The sequence below is a fragment of the Lactiplantibacillus plantarum genome, from assembly GCF_014131735.1.
Lineage (GTDB): Bacteria > Bacillota > Bacilli > Lactobacillales > Lactobacillaceae > Lactiplantibacillus > Lactiplantibacillus plantarum.
In genome coordinates this window covers 895,134-915,479 of sequence record NZ_CP039121.1, presented here as the reverse complement: position 1 = coordinate 915,479, position 20,346 = coordinate 895,134, and the positions used below count along the sequence as shown (strand labels likewise).

Below are 20,346 nucleotides of genomic sequence, written 5' to 3'. Positions count from 1 at the left end.
ATTTGACCTTAAAAGCTTTGTTAATATCACGGGGCCCACCTGCTCCTTAACCATTTAATAAGTGTTCTCGCCGGGCGCGCCACAAGACTAACGCCAAACTACCTAACATTAAGATAGTCACCGTAATAAACAATAACGAGTAGGAGAACTGAGCCACCATCATGCCACCGAACAATGGTCCCACAGCTCGTCCCAATGACAAAGCCATGTTGTATCGGCCTTGATATTTTCCGCGCTGATCATCAGCCGCCATATCATCGACCCAGGCGGGTGCAATCGGTAAGCCAATGACCTCACCGATCGTTAAAACCACCATGATAAAAATAAAATCAACGTATTGCCGGGCAAATACTAATCCCAAGAATGATAAGGCAAATAGCGTAATGCCCAAGCCAATCTGAGTGCCAATCTTAAATCGTTCGTTGAATAACGCCACGATCGGCTGACTCACAATAATTAATAGCCCGTTAATCGTCCAAACTTCACTATACCGGCGGAACGGAATCCCCAAGTTGGTCATGTGCACGGAAAGAATACTTTCCCATAAGGCATAACTCAGATAAATGGTGAAAATCATCAAACAAATCATCCAGATTAATTGACAGTGATTTTTAGGCGTCACATCCCGCTTCTGTGGCGCAGCTTTCTCTGTCCGAACAGTCGGTGTGACGTTAAAGGTACTTAGCGTAATCGTCATAAGACCAAGGTAGCAAACTGTTGCCACCATGAACACCACATTGATACCTAGTTCCAACAAGTAACCGACCAATAATGTCCCAATAACGACCCCAACGTTGAGTGCTAAATAAAGCATGTTAAAAACATACCGGTTGGATCTAGTCGTTACCGTTGCGGCATAGGCATTGACGACTGTCATGCTGATACCATCACCAAAGCCGACAATGATCAAGCCAATCGCGTAAGGCCACAAACTATGCCAGAAAATCAACGTTGTTAAAATTGCGGTCGAAATACCACCACCAAGTAGCGCTGTATAATATGGTCGCCAGTGATCAAACAAGCGCCCGCCAATAAAGTTACCAGCAATCATAGCCAACGACATCAAAAAAAGAATAATTCCCGAAAACGTCAAGCTTTGTTTGAGATAATTATGCATGTAGACCGTTGTTAATGGCCACATAAAAGCGGCACCCGCATTATTCAGCAAATTGGCTAGAAACAGCCACCGTAACCGAACTTCTTTTTGCATCTCCTCACCACATTTCTGATTTAAGTTTATTCATTGAGAAAACAATACCCTAAATAGTATACGCCGCCTGACCGTTTTTACCTACCAATCAGGTCGCAAAAGGTGCTGAGTAGTCTACGAAATCATTTTTACTTAAGCCGCGCTTAGCATCAAGTCTTACACTGCATGTTGTTTACAATCGCAACGCTGTAGTCGCAGCCTAGGCCCGTGCTTTGACCATTTGGTGCATTCTAAATGCGGCCCCCACTCCGCGGATCCGTTTCATCCGTTTTAGTATTGTTCCGAGAAGCACTGACCACGTGTATACTAAAGTCAAAAAGGAGCAATTGACATGAGACTTTTCACCATTCCAGCCGAACAAACGGCATTTAGTACCAAAGAGGTTGTCGTCATCACCGGTATGACCAAGGACGCCCTCCGTTATTATGAACAACAACAGTTGATTGGGCCCGTACCACGCAACCACAACAACTACCGACAGTATTCACGTCAAAATTTAGAGCGTCTACAATTCGTTGCCACTTTTCGGCAATTAGGCCTTGATCTAAAACTACTCAGCGGTGACGGCCACATTCCAAACCGGGCCCAGCGAATCCAAGAACTGAGCTCATATCGTGCTACTGTGAAAAAGCAAATCGCTCAATTACAGGCAACTGATCAGTTTTTAGCACATAAGATTGCTTACTTTGAAGCTTCTCCAAATCATTAACCAACTTTTTTACTTTTTACTTGCTATCGTGTGGACACCATAGTTTATACTAACGGCACACTTAATCAAAGAAGGTTACGATATTATGAAAACAATTGCTATTAACCAATACGGTTCCGCAGATGAATTTACGATGGTCGACATGCCCACGACCGAACCACAAGCTGATGAAGTTCAAGTTGCGATTCACGCCTTTAGTCTCAATCCCATGGATATTGCTGGCCGGATGGGAGCCCTATCCTCACCCTTTACTGACTTATGGGCCTTTCCATTGGTCTTAGGTTGGGATTTCGCTGGTGTCATTACCAAAATGGGCAAGGCCATCACTGGTTTTAACATCGGTGACGCTGTGTTTGGTTCCGCCGCGCCTGCCCACGCAGCTAATAACGGCACTTATGGTGAATTTATTACTGTTAATACTAAAGAATTAGCCCATCTCCCAGCAGGCTTATCATTTGATCAAGCTGCTGCTTTGCCAATCGCTGGACTAACCGCTTATTACGGCATGAAGCACAATCTTAAGCTGCAATCCGGACAGAAGATTCTGGTGCAGGGTGGAGCTGGTGGTGTTGGCCTCTTTGCAATTCAAATTGCTAAAGCCTTTGGCGCTTACGTCGCGACCACCGCTAGTGCTAATCACCGTGACTTGTTAACTCGCCTAGGGGCCGATGAAGTCATTGATTACCACGAAACCGATCCTGCCGCCGTCTTGCACGACTATGATGCCGTTTTTGACACCGTTGGTGATATTGATACTGGTCTCAAGGTCCTAAAAGCTGACGGCCAGCTCGCAACCATTGCCGGCCAACCGACGGACGAGCAGCAACATGATCAACAGAAAAAAGTTGCCTTTCAGTTCACCCAAGGCTCATCACAAGACCTAGCCGACTTAGCCCAATTAGTTGTCAGCGGTCAAGTGAAGCTAACCGTTGCGACATTACCGTTCTCCGTAGCCAATGTCATTAAGGGTCATCGATCCATCGAAAGTCGCCATACGACGGGTAAAATCGTCATTCACGTGACGGATTAACCAATCCTGCTACTCGATAAATATCTTCCGGCACCATTCTTAGTAGCTAGTCCCACTGTAAAAATGAACGTTCAGAGTTCGAAGGACTTCTGAACGTTCATTTTTATTTTAGCGGCCCAATTAGCCATGGCACACTTGGTAGCAAACCAACCAATTTAATTTAATGAATCACTTTAAACTTCGCAGCACACTTAACAACCAGTTATAATTCACGATGCCATGATGAATTTGGACTAAGTTCAAACTGTCTCAACCAGGTCGTACTAATATTAATTCGACAATCCATAAAAATTAATATTGAAATGTCCGGTTTTTGAACCTGATTGTCGACTACCACCCCTGATGATTGTTATAATATAATTAAACACTGCCAACCGGTGTAATCTTTCAACAATTGAGGTGACAACATGGCGAATAACAACTTTGGCTTGGCGTTAGGCTTCCTAGTGATTCTGTTGCTCTGGATCTATCAACGCGTGCGAATGCCTAAGATGCGCTCACTCGCTGGCTACATGTCGCGACGCGCGATTGAAAATGAGGAAACATGGCGGTTCGCACAACGCTTCTATTCAATGTTTGGCATCGAAATCTTTTCCATTTTGTTAATCGGCGCGATTATTGGTGGTCTGTTCAAGATTCCGCTATTGCAAAGCTTTAATTTTCAAGCCATCGCCTTAGCGGTTGGTTTGATCATGCAAAACGTTGCAACTGAGCGTGAACTGAAACACCAGTTCCCAAAATCTCCGCAACATTAGTACTTTATAATTGACCATCACCACGTATGGTTTAATATTAATACGGTAGTTTAATCTGAATTAATGCTTATGAACAAGTACTTGGTTTAAAATATTCTTAGTAAAGAAGTGAAATTGATGAGTAACGAAAAAATTGCCTTATTCACCATCTTTGGCGGTACTGGTGACCTCGCACAGCGTAAACTGTACCCGTCACTATTTAAGCTCTATCAAAAGGGCTATCTCAAGGACCACTTTGCCGTTATTGGGACGGCTCGGCGTCCTTGGACTGATGATCACTATCATGAAGTTATTAGTGACTCCCTAGCTGATCTGAATGCTGATCAGGAAACGGTGACGCAATTTGCGAGCCATTTTTATTATCAATCGCATGACGTTACTGATGCTGAACATTACCGAACTTTGAAAAAATTATCAGAAAAGCTGGACGCCCAATATGGTTTACAAGGCAACCGGATCTTCTACTTAGCAATGGCACCAAACTTCTTCGGTACGATTGCCCAACACTTACGTTCCGAAAATATTCTGACAGATAACGGTTTTAACCGCGTCATTATCGAAAAGCCTTTTGGTCATGATTATGAAAGTGCCAAGGAACTTAACGACCAATTAACGGCTACTTTTAACGAAAATCAGATTTATCGAATTGACCACTACCTTGGTAAAGAAATGATTCAAAATATCACGGCCATTCGTTTTGGCAATAATATTTGGGAATCATTATGGAACAACCGTTACATCGACAATGTCCAAATTACGTTAAGTGAAAAACTGGGTGTCGAAGAACGGGCCGTTTACTATGATAACAGCGGTGCCTTGCGGGATATGGTCCAAAATCACATTTTGCAAATTTTGAGTCTGTTAACAATGGATCAACCAGTTGAATTCACTGAAAATGATATCGACGTGGAAAAGGTCAAGGCTTTACGGAGCTTACGACCACTTAAACCAGAAGAAGTCGCAACCAACTTTGTCCGTGGTCAATACGGTGCCGGCGATGATGCTAAAGCTTACCGCGACGAAGATAAGATTTCATCAGATTCTAACACCGATACTTTCGTCGCTGGTAAAGTCATGATCGATAATTATCGGTGGTCCGGAGTGCCGTTTTACATCCGGACTGGGAAACGCTTAGCCGATAAGTTCACGCGAATCGACGTGGTGTTCAAACGGCCAGTCGTCAATATCTTCAATCATGAAGACGTCCGAGCTAATGACGACGCAGCAACCAGTCTCGATCCAAACATCTTGACAATCAACGTTGAACCGACTGAAGGCTTCGAGCTCCGCATGAATGCTAAAGCAATCGGCCAAGGCTTCGTAACCACCCCGGTCAAGTTGAATTATTCTCACGATGCTGAAGCCACGGCTGGTAGCCCAGAAGCTTACGAACGTTTGCTTCACGATGCCTTAAATGGCGACGCAACCAACTTTACCCACTGGCAAGAGGTTGCCGATTCGTGGAAATTCGTTGACGTCATTCAAAAATACTGGGATGAACATCAACCCGAATTTCCAAACTACCGCCCTGGTACAATGGGACCAGATGCGGCCGATGAATTATTACGTCAAGATGGTCACCGCTGGGTCTACCGCAACTAGCCGTCCTAGCGTATTCACTTAAATGGCTTAATTAAAAGAACCAGTTACCAACACTTGCCTAACAACGTGTTGATAACTGGTCCTTTTTATATCGCTTTAACAATTGGATGGGTTGCTGCCCATCGGCAATACACGTTTATTTTGCTCTTCGGGATTGCGCCTGCGGATTAGCTTAACTAGCGTCGCAATAATCCCTAACACCACCCATTCCGCTTATAAACGCCTACCCTACCAGTTGTTCACAAACTTGAATCAACCGTTTGACACCGGTCGTCAACTCTGACAGTGTCAGCCCGGCAAACCCTAACAAGTAATAGTCCGCCGTGGGCATGTCGCGCCAATTGGAGTTAAGCGGATAAATCCGAACCTGTTGCCGTTCTAGGGCTTCTAATAATTTAGCCTGTGCAATGCCTGGAATCTGAACAACTAAGTGTACCCCCGCGCCGGTTGCAATTGGTCGGATCTGCTTAGTTTGCGCTAACTGGTGACAAAGTACCCGATACTTTTGTCGATTAGCAGCTCGGTTTCGACTAAGGTGCCGATAATACGCCCCATCTTCAAAATAATTAGCCATTGCTTGTTGTAACAGGCCGGCCACCATTTCAGCCCGATATTGATACCGTTGATGATAAGTTGCCACCAGTTGTGGTGGTAAGACCAAATATCCCATCCGTAATGTCGGATCAATTCCCCGCGAAAATGTCCCCAAATAAGCCACCTGATTAGCCGTTGCTAGCGACTGTAGCGCGGGTAATGGGTGCGCACTGTATCGGTATTCACTATCATAATCATCCTCAATGATGAGATGCTGAGTCCCCGCCCATTGTAACAACGCTAATCGTTTCTCGATGGGCAAGACGACTCCTAATGGAAATTGATGGCCAGGGGTCGTATAAATGATCTGAGGATTACGCGCACGAACTTGTGTCAAATCGAGCCCATCTTCCGTCACTCTGATGGGGACCGCCGTCTGTCCATAACTAGCCGCCAATTCGGATAAACCGCGGTAGCCTGGATTCTCAATTCCGACCGTTCCGCGTGGCAAGATACTAAGTAGAATACTGAGACCTGCCTTAGCCCCACTCGTGATGACAATCTGGTCCGCTGTGCACCGCACACCACGAGTCGTTTTCAAAAATCGAACCAAGTTTTCACGTAAAGCCGGTAAGCCCTGCGCATCCGGATAAACGGCCGTTGGTTGCTGCTCAGTCTGACGCAACGCTAGTCGGACAGCCCGTTTCCAAGCGTTCCAACTTGGCGATAACAACTGAGTCACACCATACCGAAAATCATAAGTGAACGCCCTGGGTTTAGTGGGCTGTGGCACAGTCTCCAGCGCCTGTTTAGCTGCTGGCCAGTGTGTCCGATCGCGATAAAAGTAGCCACTCCCGGGAACGGTATAAACATAGCCCTCTGCTAGCAACTGATCGTAAGCTTGTTCGACAGTGGTCTTGGAAACTCCCAAATTTTGTGCCATTTTACGAATTGACCATAACTGGTGGTTGGCTTGAGTAGCATCATAGTCATCACGCATCTGCTGGTATAACTGAATATATAACGGTGTCGTTGACTGACGATTTAATGGCATCACACAACTGTCCTTTCATTTTTATCAAAATTGTCTATTTCTAACCGGACGATTGTTGTTTATTATAAACGGTAATCACGTTGAGAGGAAGGTCCTAATGATGAATACAAATATTCGGATCCAACAAATTCAAGTCTCTGGCATCCGACGCTTCGATGAAGCAATCAGTCAAATTCCCGATATTATCAGATTAACGGTCGGCGAACCTGACTTACCCACCCCAAGTCACGTAAAAAAAGCGGCAATTCAAGCTATTCATAATGATTGGACACACTACTCGCCACTAATGGGATTTGCCGCTTTGCAAGATGCTGCGAGTCACTACTTTCAACAGAAATACCAACTCACCTATGCACCTGAGCAAATCATTGCAACAGTCGGCGCTAGTGAAGCCGTTGCAACGACCCTGCTCACTTTACTTAATCCTGGCGATACCGTCTTATTGCCAACACCGGCTTACACGAGCTATCAACCCGTCGTTGACATCGCAAACGCAAAATTAGCTCCCATTGACACAACCGCAACGGGTTATAAATTAACACCCAGTGCGTTACAAGCTGCGCTAGATGATCACCGTCGCGACCACGTCAAGGCCTTAATTTTAAACTACCCGACCAACCCCACCGGCGTCACGTACACTGATGATGAATTACGGGCTTTGCAAGCCGTCATTGCTACCGCTGGAATCTACGTTATTAGCGATGAGATTTACAGTGAACTAACCTATGAACAGCCCCATACTGCTTTTGCCACACTATATCCAAGCAAAACGATCACAATCAATGGCCTCTCCAAATCGCATGCCATGACTGGTTGGCGACTGGGATTCATCATGGCCCCAAGTAACTTGATTACCGAGATGAAGAAGACCCACCAGTACCTCGTTACTTCAACGAGTTCAATCACCCAAGCGGCTGGTATCGAAGCACTTACCCATGGTCTGGATGATGGCTCAGAAATGCGTGACGTCTATCAAACACGCCGCGATTACGTCGTCAAACGTCTGAGTGAAATTGGATTCAATTATATTTATCCGACGGGCGCATTCTATATCTTTGTCCAGCTACCACAGGATTTCCAAGGCACCAGCTGGGACTTTGCGACCCGACTCGCACACGAGGCCCAAGTTGCTGTCGTTCCTGGCTCAGCATTTGGTACGAGTGGCGAGGGTTGGTTCCGGATAAGTTATGCAGCCAGTCAATCGGCACTACGCGAAGGGCTAAATCGTTTAGCCTTATGGCGCGCCCAAACTACCACACAGGAGGATTAGCCACATGAATTTAGCATCCGCACACCTGATTACCGCCATGGTCACCCCATTTGATGACCAACAACACATTGATTTCCACCGCTTAGAGCAACTGATCGAACACTTACTTGCAACTGGCACGGACGGCTTATTAGTCGGGGGCACGACTGGCGAAGGCCCCACGTTGAGCATCGCTGAGAAACGAGATTTATACACGCAGACAGCTAGGATCGTTGCTGGGCGAGTTCCAATCATCGCTAATACGGGGACCAATGACACTGCCGCCACAATTCATTTCACCCACATTGTCAGTCAAATCGAGGGCATCGACGCCGCCCTCGTCGTTGTCCCGCCTTATAACAAACCCAACCAAACCGGGATGATGGCGCATTTTACAGCCATTGCCGAAAAATCAGACTTGCCCATTATAATTTATAATATTCCCGGTCGCGTAGGCGTTAAGATGACGGTCACGACGATTCTCACGTTGGCCCACAACCCCAACATTATTGGGATCAAACAATGTGGTTCCGATGAAGAACTGGCCGCAATTGTTGAAAAGGCGCCTAAAGATTTTCTCGTTTACACGGGCGAAGATGCTCAGAGCTTGACCACCCTCGTCTTGGGTGGTCAGGGAACGATTTCAGTGGCGAGTCATTTATTTGGAAATGAAATGGCGACGATGCGCCGCGCCTTGAACCACGGCGATATCACCCAAGCAGGGCAAATTCAACGACGTTTAATGCCGAAGATGGCAGCACTATTCACACAACCCTCACCGGCACCCGTCAAAGCGGCGCTGAACGCCCAACACTGGTTAGTCGGAAGCACGCGCCTACCAATTTTACCGTTAACCACCAATGAACAAAGTCAACTACTCAACAGCTTAAAATAATGCAGAACGGTTGGTAGTACCTGGCAAAAGCGCGTATACTGAACCTAAAATAATTAGGAAAGTGGTGACCATGATGTGCGGTTGGGCTTTTACTGGCGGTATGCCCTTTATGTGGATGGGTGGCGGCTTGGGCATTATCAGCTTACTGATTCTGTTAGCCGTTGGTGCTTACTTTTTAGGGACACGTTCACGCCATCACGATTAAAGTTCTCATTGGGATAATCAAAAAAGACTTTCAAGGCACGGCTTGAAAGTCTTTTTTGTTTCATCATCAGGGATCAGACAACCGGGTCAACCCCTCCCCATTTCAGGTGACCTGCAGTTTTGCCTGATAGTATCAGTCCAAACGCTGATTTAGACCCAATGACTTAATTTCAAGATCGTAACGTAAGTAAGTTTACCAGCCTTAACATTTCTATTGAGTTTGTCCCCACTAACTTCATTTTCACTCACAATCCATAAGCCGATTTGAACAAACTGGCCGCCAGTCCCAATGCCCCGATTCCAATCACAATTTTAAGTAATCTGGCAGGTAAGTGGCGTACAATTCGTGGTCCTAAGCTACCACCAATCAGAAACCCAATGCCTAAGGGTAATACATAGCGCCACTGAATTGGCGTTTGCAAGCCATAAACGACGGCTGAAACAATATTGGCTAATCCCAACGCCAGATTTTTCTGAGCATTATAGACGACGAATGGTGCGGCACTCGTGAAAGACAGGATCGACAACATCAAGACACCACCCGCAGCACCAAAATACCCCGTATAAGCCCCGACTAAAAAGATGCCCAACCAAGCTAAAGCCGTCATCCATTTAGGTGTCACAACAATTTCACCGGGCTGTTTAATATGAATATGACGAGGAATCAGTACTAAAATTCCCGCAATCAAAATAAAAAATGGGACGACCTTCGCAAAGGTCGCTGCCGGGATAATAAATAACAGAATTGCCCCAACAATACTCCCAACTAAAGTCAGTGGGATGAGCGTCTTCAATTCCTGACCATGCCCCCGTAGTTCCCGGCGTGAGGCTGGCACGGCTCCAAAGCTAGTAAAGACTAAGCCCACGGTGTTAGTGACATTAGCCGTAACGGGCGGCAGTCCCAGCGCCAGTAGGACCGGGTACGAAACCAGCGACGCTAACCCCGCTGCAGTGCTAACGATACCCGCAACAATCCCAACAACGACTAAAATAACGATTAACTCTCCGAACGTAAACATGTGCAACGTTCCCTTCTCTCTTAATAGCCCTACAATAGCCACAACGATTACCATAGTCAAATAACCATGTTATAATAACAAATCATAATACTAACAATTAAGCATTAATTAAATAAGGACTTTAAGATGAATATTAAAGATTTGCAATATTATGTTTCGTTAACTCAGCTGAAAAATTTTTCATTAGTTGCAGCCCAATTTCACGTTAGTCAACCGACCATTTCGGCTGCTATTCGGCGCTTGGAGACCGAACTGAAAACACAATTACTAATTCGGGCTAATCCCCACTTACCCGTGGCACTCACCACGACCGGGATTCAAGTCCAACGACACGCCAATCAGATCCTATTAGAGCACCAACTGATGTGCCAAGAAGTTGCCCACACCACAACCGATCAACTTGTCATCGGGATGCCGCCAATCATTGAAATCAACTACTTTCCCCGGATTGCAAGCCAATTACCACAAGCTTTATTCAGCCAGATTCAACCTATCAGTCAAGGTTCACTCGCGGCGCTCAAAGGATTAAAAAACGGACAATTAGACTTAGCCGTACTTGCTTACCTCAATGAATTCACGGATACGACCATTCAACTCACGACGTTTGACACCCAGTCATTTAGTATTGTTGTACCAACTGACGATCCGCTAGCAACCAACTCACAACTTCAGTTCAGATCGTTGCGTCATCAGCATTTTGTGGCGCTCAAAGATAACTTTGTCCACCGCCAGGCGTTTCGTCAACTCAGTCATCAAAATCATGTTCGGCCAACGATTGTCTTTGAATCCAATGAAATCGGCAGTATCTTAAACATGGTTCGTCAGCATGTGGGCATTGCCTTATTGAGTAACGCCGTCCAATTACCGGCGGGATTACAGCGGCTCCCCCTAACTGACGCGCAAGCGCCCACGTTCAATGTCGGCGTTGCGTACCGCCACTCAATGACGTTTAGTCCAACCCAAGCCGACCTGATCCAACGACTGACCGCTGCTTTTCAATCCGTCGATTGGCACGCATACTAACCAGCACCTAAAAATCCACCGTGTAAGTTTATCAATATGATAAGCTCACACGGTGGATTTTATAACGACTGTACGTCAAGTTAGGTCGCCAAATGCAGGTCATTAAACAGACAAGTTTTAGTAACCTATCATGGTCGCTAACCCGTCTCAACCTCAGATTAAGCTTGTTGAACAGCCTTCGAGATTGGGGTATCGCCATTGATCAACGCAATGGTTTTACCGACCGTTGCAGGGGTGTGTAGCGTTTGAACTGTAAAAGTTGCGACATCATCACGCGTAATCTCACCGCCAACGTCAGGGTTAACGGTTACTTTGCCAGTACCGGCATCATTGATCAGCGTACCTGGTTGTAAAATGGTGTAATCCAATTGGGTTCTGTTTTTTAACCATTCGTCAGCATAATACTTTGCCACGTAGTACGGTTGTAATGCTCGTGGCCAACGACTCCGATCCGGTGTAAATTCAGCACTAATAATTACGTAGCGTTTAACGCCGGCAATTTTGGCTGCGACCATTGATTTGACAGCCCCATCCAAGTCAATCATTAAAGTCATATCATAACCCGTTTGACCACCTGATCCGGCTGCAAAAACAATGGCATCCATACCATTAAAAGCCAACGCTAAATCTTCAGGCTGAGCCATCAAATTGAATTGTACTGGCTGCGCACCAGCATCCTCGAAAGCCTCAGCCTGTTCTGGTTGGCGAATACCCGCGTACACTTGGTCACCTTGGGCAACTAACTTGGAAACGATTTTCTTACCAATCTGCCCATGGGCACCAATCACAAAGATTTTCATCTGGGTCACTCCTGTCCTTTAGTTAAGTTTCATTATAAAGCTTACCAGGACAAAAAAGTATCATTCTGTTCCTGATTTGTCCAGTTTACAAAATTGGCTTATAATATGAGCATCTAAACGAGAGTAGTGATAATTCATGTCAAAATATATTCGTCAAGCTACTAGTGCTGACTTACCAGCCATGATGGCTATTATCGAACAGGGCAAACACGCCTTGGCTGCCGATCAGATTCCCCAATGGCAAGATGGTTACCCGTTAGCTGCTGATATTCAGGCTGACATTGATGCTAGAATTGCCTGGGTACTCATTGTCGATGATCAGATTGCTGGGACGGCTGCACTGCTAACAACACCTGACCCCAATTACGCTATTATTTATGATGGCAGCTGGGCGCCTACTGAGAACCACCGCTATGCCTCGATTCACCGTATTGCTATTGCCAATGGTTACCACGGACAACATCTGACTGACTTTTACTTTAGCAATCTCATTACCATGAGTTACCAACTCGGCTTTCGTCAACTCCGAATTGATACGCACTTGTTAAACAAGCGAATGCAACACATTATTACCAAAGCTGGCTTCGAATACCGTGGTATCGTCTACATGAATCATGACAACAACGATCAACGGAATGCTTATCAGTTACTACTATCCTAATATTTGTCAGCCACGCGGCATTTGGCTTTAAACATCACGAACGCTTTAATTAAGACCAAACTCAACAAAAAGCACGCCAGATTATTCTGACGTGCTTTTTCCAACTTTGTAAGCACCACCTGACAGCCAAACTTAATTAACTGGCACAAACACCTGTTGTGGCAGTGAGTACAAATACTGTTTAGTCACCTTTCCTGGATACATCGACGCTAGCGCTGCTGCATATAGTTTAACTTGACCAGCGTAGCGCGTCTTCAATTCTTCAGGCCGCTTGACGTGGTCCGTCTTATAATCAAACAAGGTTAACCCATCAGCCGTTTCTAAATAGCCGTCAATAATTCCATGAATCAGGACTTTTCCCGTCTCATGTTCATCAACATCGAAAATCTGACGTGCTGGAATCAGTAACGAGAATGGCACTTCGCGGTGCACCTTCGCCGGATTATCCAAAATTTGACTGCCCAGCGCACTCTGGTAAAAAGCCACGATGGTGTCAACTGCAATCAATTTCGCGACATTGGTCGTTAAGACCCGGTTAGCCACTAACCCATCAATCGTACTTTGAACCGTCGTTTCATTGACCGGTTTGGTCAAATCAAGTTGTTCTAAAACTAAGTGGGTCGCACTCCCAACTTCCGCACTGGTTGGCGCCTGCATAGTTTGTAAAAATTGTGGTAACTCCAGTGACCCTGTCACAAACCGGGATGTCGGTCGTGAACGCCGCTGACTAACAGTCGGGTTCGCATTCATCAGCGGAGTATCCGGATCTTCAAAGATTCGTTTCACTTCTGATACCGATTGATATGCCGTCGTCGTCGTGGAAGCCTGGTGTGGATAATGAAAATTCAGTAACGTGGTCAGATAATCACGCGTTACTTGATCAACATCGATGGTGACTTGCTGTTCAACTAGTTCAAGCGCATCAGGTTGAGTACCCGATACCGCTTCACTTTGCTCCGCCAGGACGGTGGTGGCATCTCCCAATTCAACGGCTAGCTTGGTCGGATCATCCGTCAATTCGTAATTGGGCCATTCATCTCCCCAATATGCCTTCATGGCCGGATGCCGTATCACGGCCATACCGACCCAATCTAATTGATTAGTCGCCGCAATCCGTGCTTGGGCACTTAAGACGCGCCCGTCGCTAGCAAAGGCCTGCCGCCATTTTTCGGTCGCGGTATCAATATCCTTGATTGTTCCAACCAAATAGAGCTGTTGCTGAGCTCGCGTCATCGCGACATATAGTTTCCGCATCTCTTCAGCGCGCATCTTCTTGCTGACTACCTGCTTAGTCACAACTTGTGGCAAGGTCGGGTACTTCACACGCGTTTCTGGGTCCAAATAAGTAATCCCAATCCCCGCTTCTCGGTCCAATAGCGCGCTTGAGCGCGTATCAGTCTGATTGAACTGCTTATCCATATCCATCACAAAAATCACGGGGTATTCAAGCCCCTTGCTACCATGAATCGTCATTACGTTGACCGCTTCCGCATCAGTCTCGGCCACGGCAGCTGCCAAGTCCTGATCCTTTTCCTGCATCCGGCGAATAAAACGAACGAACTGAAATAAGCCCTTAAAACTGCCCTGTTCATACGTATAAGCACGTTCATATAAAGCGTGGAGATTAGCCTGACGCTGTTTACCAGCCGGCATGCCGCCAACGTAGTCTAAAAAGCCAGTTCGTTCATAGATTTGCCAAATCAGGGTTACGATTTGATTACGTCGTGCCAGATCTCGAAATTCAGTCAATTGTGTCAAGAAGGTCTCGATCTTAGCATAAACTTGATCACCATATTCAGTCGCCGGACCAGTCGGATAATGATGATAAAAGTCCTGGACGGCTTGAAAATAATCACTCGTTTTATTCTGGATACGCAAATAAACTAATTGATTTTCGTCTAATCCGACAATTGGCGAGCGTAGAACCGCCACTAACGGAATATCTTGATATGGATTATCGATAATACTGAGTAGTGCCATCATGATTCGAATCTCAGTGGTTTGAAAATAATTCTGGGCATCATTGACCACAACGGGAATGTGATACCGTTTGAAAACATCAATAATTGTTAAATTATGATTACGTGTTGGTACTAGTAACGCCACGTCGCTGTATCGAAACGGCCGGTATTCCCCATTAGCACGTTCATAGATTGGCTTATCTTGGGCCTTAAGTGCCAAAATCTTTTGGGCGACCATCGTGATACTCCCAACGGCAGGATCATCAATTGAAAAATTGGTTTCATCCGTGGAGACATCTTCTGTCGACTTGTCAGTTTCCGTCTGGTAAAGTAATAGATTCGTCGTTTGTGGCATATCGGCCGGATAATCCTTGGGCCCATACTTGAGGTAAGCCGCTTCATCATAATCAATTTGCCCGACCGGCGCGTCCATCAGCTGACTAAAGATTAGGTTAGTCAAATGATCGACATTCGCCACCGACCGGAAGTTTTCAGCTAATACGATTCGTTCCCCGTGTTCGGGATTCGTCCCAAAATCGTGATACTTGTGCAAAAACAATAACGGATCAGCTAATCGGAACTGGTAAATCGACTGTTTGACGTCTCCCACCATGAACATATTTCCTGGCTGGTCGCGCGCCAACAGCTGCAAAATACTTTCTTGCAAAGAGTTAATATCTTGATATTCATCAACCATAACTTCTTCAAATTGGGCCCGTAACTGCGCCAAAGCTGCCTGACTACTTTCATTGTCACTCGTTAAGATTTGCAACGTTAGGTGTTCCAAATCCGAAAAGTCCAGGACGTGTCGCCGCCGTTTTTCAGCTGCAAAAGCCGTCTTAAACTGCTTGGTCGCATCCACTAGCTCAGTCACAATTGACTTTGCCCCTACCATAATATCTAAGACTTGCTGCTCATCGGCCGCAAAATAGGTCTCGCTAAGGGTGGTCATTTGTTTCTTGACACCGTCCACAAATGTGCCCATAGTTTTGGCCCGCGCAGTCTTCTCCGGCTCGTCCTTATAAGTTTTTTTGAGAGCTCCAATCTTGAAAGTAGCGACTTGAGTACGTAACTCATTCCAACTTGCCGTTGCCAATTGTTCACGGAGCGTCGTCAGCGTTTTTTGTGCTGTAGCGAGTACCTCAAGCGTTTTCGGGACTAAGTCAGCATCCGTCGCAACTTTTTGTGCCTGTCGTAATTTCATTTGCATCCCATCGACTTCATTAATGAGCAATGGTAATAATTGTTGTTGATAAAAGGCACTGGCCGTTAACGCTTCCTCATCCACCTGATAAGGTTCCGGTAACTTGCTCAGCCAGCCTTCCGGATCCGGGGTCGACTGGGCAAAATCAAATAACCGAAAAATCAATCGACTGAGACCATCATCACTTCGATCATTAGAAAAATTCGCTGTTAATAAGTCAAATAACGTACCATCTTCATCATATAATTGTTCACGAACACTGTCCCAAACCTGATCACGAATGAGTAACCCCTCAGTGTTGTCCGTCAATAGGCGAAAAACAGGATCCAAATCAATAACGTAGTAATAACGCTGAATCACGCGGAGACAAAAAGCATCCAACGTACTAATGTTGGCTACCCCGAGCAAATTTAATTGCTGCCGTAATTGCCGAATCGCTGGTGACGCCGTGGTTTGCGCCGGATTGTCCGTCATTAACTGTGAGATTCGCTTATTGATTTGCGATTCCAGCTTTTGTTTCATATGCTTGGCAGCTAAGTTTGTAAACGTCACCACGAGTAACTGGTCAATATTCGTGCCGGCCAATATCTTGCGCATAATACGTTCGATCAATACGGTCGTCTTTCCAGAACCAGCCGAAGCTGAAACTAACAAGTTATTTCCCTGCTGTGCGATAACAGCTTGCTGGCTAGGTGTATAGTTTGTACCCTCACTCATGGTTTTCTCCACCTTTCTGTGTCTTCAGTAAATCAAGAACCTGTTTGGCTGATAATGGCGGTAGATCCCGATAAGCATTTTCTGCCAACATTGCATCAAACTGCATAATTGATAGATACGGCGAATATTGTAAAGCAGTCGTCTTATCGTTCAGCCGAATTGGATTTAGTTGAATTTCTCCAGCGAAAATCGCTTCAGCAGCTGCAATAATCAATTGACTATTATGCTGTAATAATCGTTCTAACTGGTCATTCGTCACCAGTGAAGCTGCACGCCCCCCACTATACGACCCATCCTTTTTACGTGCGAATGGGTAAACTTTCGAGGTCCCGTTACCTTGTTGTAGTTCGCTATCTAAATGTTCCAATAACTGCGGATCATCGAGCAAAATTCCCTTATACTTGTTCTTCTTTAGGAGTGCTGCTTCAAAACCGCCCTGAATATCTTTTGGTTTCAGAGTTGGATTTTGAATGTGCATGTAAAGTGCGCCAGCTAATTTAACCGCAGCTTGATCAGAACCGACTAAAGCTTGCTCGTTATGCAGCACAGCGTCCAAATAAGTTAACATTTGCATTGCGAGACCATAGTAAGCCTCTTGAAAATCAAATTTATGTTGGGATGACTTATAATCGACGATTCCCAGGTAACTTTGATCTGCCACTTGAATTTGGTCGAGACGGTCAATCTTCCCCCGCACGTGCACACTATGCGTTGCATCAATTTGAAAATCGAGCGCTTTTAATCCGTGTTCCTTGCCAACGTTACCAAATAAGACCTCGGTTTGCTTCGGTTCAGCGGCTGACAGTTTACTTTGATTGCGAATCGCAAATGCAATCTGCCGGACTGTGTTGATTAACTGCCGTTGCAAGTAAGCCATCCGGTTAGAACTCGTCAAAATTGTAAACTGTGGTTGATCTAAGATTTGACGGGTCACAGTCTCTAAATACTGTCCTAACTGCTGATCACTGGCTTGGGCCAATGGGATTTGATCAGACCGTAACGCCTTGATGAGCCCATCTAAGACAGCGTGGAAAAACTCCCCAGTACTAGCAGCTGATAACTCGAACACATCACGCTCACGCAGTTTGAGCCCATATTTCAAGAAATAAGCGTACTGATTACGATAAAATTCTTCTAGTTTTGAAATTGACGTATAAATTTGATGCCCATACAAAGCCTCAACGCTGGCTGGTGTCAGCTTGACAGGTTGATTGCGATAGCTTAATCCAGCCATCAATTGACGTGCTAGCTCACCGAATTGGGGATCACGCGTCAATTGTTGCCGTAACCACACCCACACCGGAGCAGGTTGTAATGGTGCGCCAACACGATTACGGTCAGTATTCGTCGTTAACACATCGCGGTAAACCTGAATCACATGACTAATCGTCCGGCGCTTAGTCCCAACAAATGGCCGCGCATCGGCATTAGTCGGATCAGGCGTCCCAAGATAAGTATGTTCTCGCAAATTGAACTGGCGTTGAATTCGCCGCACATAGTTGGACCAATTTAAATCTGTTTCTTGATCATCTTTTAACGGGGCGCTGAAAAACAAGTGTCGACGGGCACTTAAAAAGGCCAAATAATTCAGACAACTTTCATCACCGAGCTGAACGACAGCTGAATCATTTAAATAGTGGTCACCATCTAACGAACTGAGCGTTGGTTGCAAATTTTCTTTATCCACATCACTCAATAAGTTGTTCGTCATAATCCGGTCAGGCATCACTAAATCGGTTGCCCCAACCATGAAGACAACTTTATGGTCCTGACTTTGAACCATTCCGCTCTCTGAAATTAACACCTGGTCCAACGTCGACGGAATTTGCGAGTAACTAGCACCTTCAAAGCCCGCTTGTAATAGTGCCAAAAAGTCCGTAATTTCAAATGGCTCTGCACCTAAAATCGTCACGTATTCATCTAGCATCCCACAGAAAGTTTGCCAGGTCTGCTCAGGCTCGGCAGCTGCCCGGACATCTTGGCGATCCAAGGCTTGATCACGCCAAGCTAATAGCTGGTCCGTAACGCCCTGGCTTGTCAAAAAGTTGACCAGCAATGTCACGGCCGCTTTGCCATCCGGTGCTTGCCGCATTTTTTTAAAAAACGGTGGTAACGTTTCAGCAACAAAGTGATGAATCAAGTTGATTTGTCGCGAAATTTCAGCATTTTGGTCCGTCTCGACCCCGGCATCACCCTCGGTTAATTGAAAGTATTGCCAATCTTCCCTTTGTACCCACCGCTGGCCGTGATAACCACTTTTAAGGATAAAGTTTTCGGTCAGATCTACTGCTTGGCGGTAGGCTTGCCGATCCATCGGTTGCCCATTGATATTTGGCATCAACAGCTCGGTTTTCAACACTCGCATAACATCACGATATTGATACTGCTGTGCGTCGATATCAAACAACGCGTTAATCAACTCAACTAACGGATGGTCGGCCATTGAACGCTGTAAATCAACAAAGTATGGTATTTCTAATTCATGAAAAGTCGGCGCTAACATCGTTTGGTAGGCATCTAAGTGCCGTGTCATGATCAAGAAGTCCCGATAATGATAATCGTCGGCGGGATCGGCATGTTTTTTCGCGACCATTGCCCGAATCATGCGGCCAACTTGTGCCAATTCGGTCTGTCGACTATCGGTCCGGAATAAATGCACATTCGTATTCGGCTCCTCGTAACCGGTAGCCGCTTGGGGCTGACCACGCCAAAAATCATCGAGAGCCACTAAGCCGGGAGCCACGCGCGGCGTTTCAGCATAAATATCTTGGCTAACCGGAATCTGACGAATACGGGCATACTGATAAAGCCGATAATAAAGCCGACCAGATTGATAAAACAGCGTGCCATTTTCTGGCGCCCGGTCAACGACTTTGTGATCGAGCATCAAACTGATTGTCACGTCCGCGCCCTGTTCCAGCATAGTCGTGACGATTCCCTGTTCCTGGGCCGGTAATTGGGCAAAGCCAGCGAGTTCCACATAAACGTGCGTTCCGTGCAAGTCTTGACGCCGTAAGTAAGCATTCAATTGAACGAGAATATCAGCGGGCTTAAGATACTTATCTGCAGTCGCCGCCACGAAGTCTTTGTAAACGATCGCCAGATCATGTAGCTTAGCCTGCAAGTCACCCGCCTGAGCATTCGCTGCCAATTGAACCACATCTTCTGGTTGCAAATTAGCGGTCTGTAACTCATTAATTTCACGAGCTAGTTGAGTCACAAAACCCGTTTGCGAGATTTCACCACCAAACAATCGCAGCTCATCGGCATGTCGTTGTAGAATGCGATATAATAGCATGTCAATCCCAGCAGCGGAGAGTCGTGGTACTTGATAAGCTGCTTCGTTCTTCATCAAGTACCAAGCAAGACGGGTAAATGAAAAGACCTGAACCTGAGTCTGGGCATACAAATCTGGTTGCCCAAATGCCTGTGCCAAGCGGTTCAACACGTCAACTTCAGTATCGAACTTAATATGGTTCGGTACCAAATAAAAAAACTGATCTTGTGGCTTAGCCATCAAGGTTGCCACTAACTGCGCCACCATAGTACGGCGATGGTCCATCTTGGCTGGTCCCAATACAAATTGTAAGCTCACCACTAATTCCTCCTCTGAACTGAACAAACGTTCTCATTAAGTTAGTCTCATTATCGCATATTTAACCGGCTAAAAAAACACCTAACCCGTAAGTTAGATGTTTATTATCGCGTCCATTAAATAC

At 45.8% G+C, this 20,346-nt stretch carries 14 protein-coding genes; 8 read left to right on the top strand and 6 right to left on the bottom strand.

All coding sequences use genetic code 11. The features are described from left to right. Positions 1-46: 46 nt before the first annotated feature. Entirely contained in the window at positions 47-1,210 is a 1,164-nt protein-coding gene (locus tag E5260_RS04060) for an MDR family MFS transporter (protein WP_003642626.1), read from the bottom strand. Between the two features lie 331 nt (positions 1,211-1,541). Between E5260_RS04060 and E5260_RS04055 the strand changes: the two genes are divergently transcribed. The 4 genes from E5260_RS04055 (at position 1,542) to zwf (ending at position 5,306) form a co-directional block, all read left to right on the top strand. Beyond that, positions 1,542-1,919 (top strand): MerR family transcriptional regulator, encoded by a 378-nt coding sequence (locus E5260_RS04055; protein ID WP_003642625.1) that lies wholly within the window; start codon positions 1,542-1,544, stop codon positions 1,917-1,919. An 85-nt stretch (positions 1,920-2,004) separates the two neighbouring features. Then, positions 2,005-2,949 carry an NADP-dependent oxidoreductase gene (locus tag E5260_RS04050; RefSeq protein ID WP_003642624.1) on the top strand — a complete coding sequence of 315 codons (945 nt, stop codon included), beginning with the start codon at positions 2,005-2,007 and terminating at the stop codon, positions 2,947-2,949. 407 nt (positions 2,950-3,356) lie between these two features. Next, positions 3,357-3,704 (top strand): SdpI family protein, encoded by a 348-nt coding sequence (locus E5260_RS04045; protein WP_003642623.1) that lies wholly within the window; start codon positions 3,357-3,359, stop codon positions 3,702-3,704. 117 nt (positions 3,705-3,821) lie between these two features. Further along, positions 3,822-5,306, top strand: coding sequence for a glucose-6-phosphate dehydrogenase (gene zwf, locus E5260_RS04040; protein ID WP_003642622.1), 1,485 nt, complete (start codon positions 3,822-3,824; stop codon positions 5,304-5,306). A gap of 223 nt (positions 5,307-5,529) precedes the next feature. On the opposite strand, the gene pdxR is transcribed toward zwf, so the two are convergent. Beyond that, entirely contained in the window at positions 5,530-6,894 is a 1,365-nt protein-coding gene (pdxR, locus tag E5260_RS04035) for a MocR-like pyridoxine biosynthesis transcription factor PdxR (RefSeq protein ID WP_003642621.1), read from the bottom strand. Positions 6,895-6,991: 97 nt separating this feature from the next. Between pdxR and E5260_RS04030 the strand changes: the two genes are divergently transcribed. Further along, positions 6,992-8,164, top strand: a complete 1,173-nt coding sequence (locus E5260_RS04030) for an aminotransferase class I/II-fold pyridoxal phosphate-dependent enzyme (protein ID WP_003642620.1) — start codon at positions 6,992-6,994, stop codon at positions 8,162-8,164. A 4-nt stretch (positions 8,165-8,168) separates the two neighbouring features. Next, on the top strand, positions 8,169-9,038 hold the full coding sequence (gene dapA / locus E5260_RS04025) for a 4-hydroxy-tetrahydrodipicolinate synthase (protein WP_003642619.1): 870 nt from the start codon (positions 8,169-8,171) through the stop codon (positions 9,036-9,038). 449 nt (positions 9,039-9,487) lie between these two features. Here dapA and E5260_RS04020 read toward each other — a convergent pair whose 3' ends face one another. Further along, a complete protein-coding gene (locus E5260_RS04020; RefSeq protein WP_003644715.1) occupies positions 9,488-10,261 on the bottom strand; it encodes a sulfite exporter TauE/SafE family protein in 774 nt (257 codons plus the stop codon). A gap of 126 nt (positions 10,262-10,387) precedes the next feature. Here E5260_RS04020 and E5260_RS04015 point away from each other — a divergent pair, with 126 nt between their 5' ends. Beyond that, a complete protein-coding gene (locus tag E5260_RS04015) occupies positions 10,388-11,284 on the top strand; it encodes a LysR family transcriptional regulator (RefSeq protein WP_003642617.1) in 897 nt (298 codons plus the stop codon). 158 nt (positions 11,285-11,442) lie between these two features. Here the strand turns inward: E5260_RS04015 and E5260_RS04010 are convergent, their stop codons facing one another. Then, the gene (locus E5260_RS04010) at positions 11,443-12,084 is read right to left on the bottom strand and encodes an SDR family oxidoreductase (RefSeq protein ID WP_003642616.1); all 642 of its coding nucleotides are present in this window, start codon (positions 12,082-12,084) and stop codon (positions 11,443-11,445) included. A 136-nt stretch (positions 12,085-12,220) separates the two neighbouring features. Between E5260_RS04010 and E5260_RS04005 the strand changes: the two genes are divergently transcribed. After that, complete coding sequence (locus E5260_RS04005) at positions 12,221-12,745, top strand: GNAT family N-acetyltransferase (protein ID WP_003642615.1); 525 nt, start codon at positions 12,221-12,223, stop codon at positions 12,743-12,745. Positions 12,746-12,877: 132 nt separating this feature from the next. Here the strand turns inward: E5260_RS04005 and addA are convergent, their stop codons facing one another. Then, entirely contained in the window at positions 12,878-16,627 is a 3,750-nt protein-coding gene (addA, locus tag E5260_RS04000; protein ID WP_003642614.1) for a helicase-exonuclease AddAB subunit AddA, read from the bottom strand. Continuing rightward, entirely contained in the window at positions 16,620-20,222 is a 3,603-nt protein-coding gene (locus E5260_RS03995) for a PD-(D/E)XK nuclease family protein (protein ID WP_021356094.1), read from the bottom strand. Before E5260_RS03995 ends, addA begins: the two co-directional genes overlap by 8 nt. Positions 20,223-20,346 lie beyond the last annotated feature (124 nt).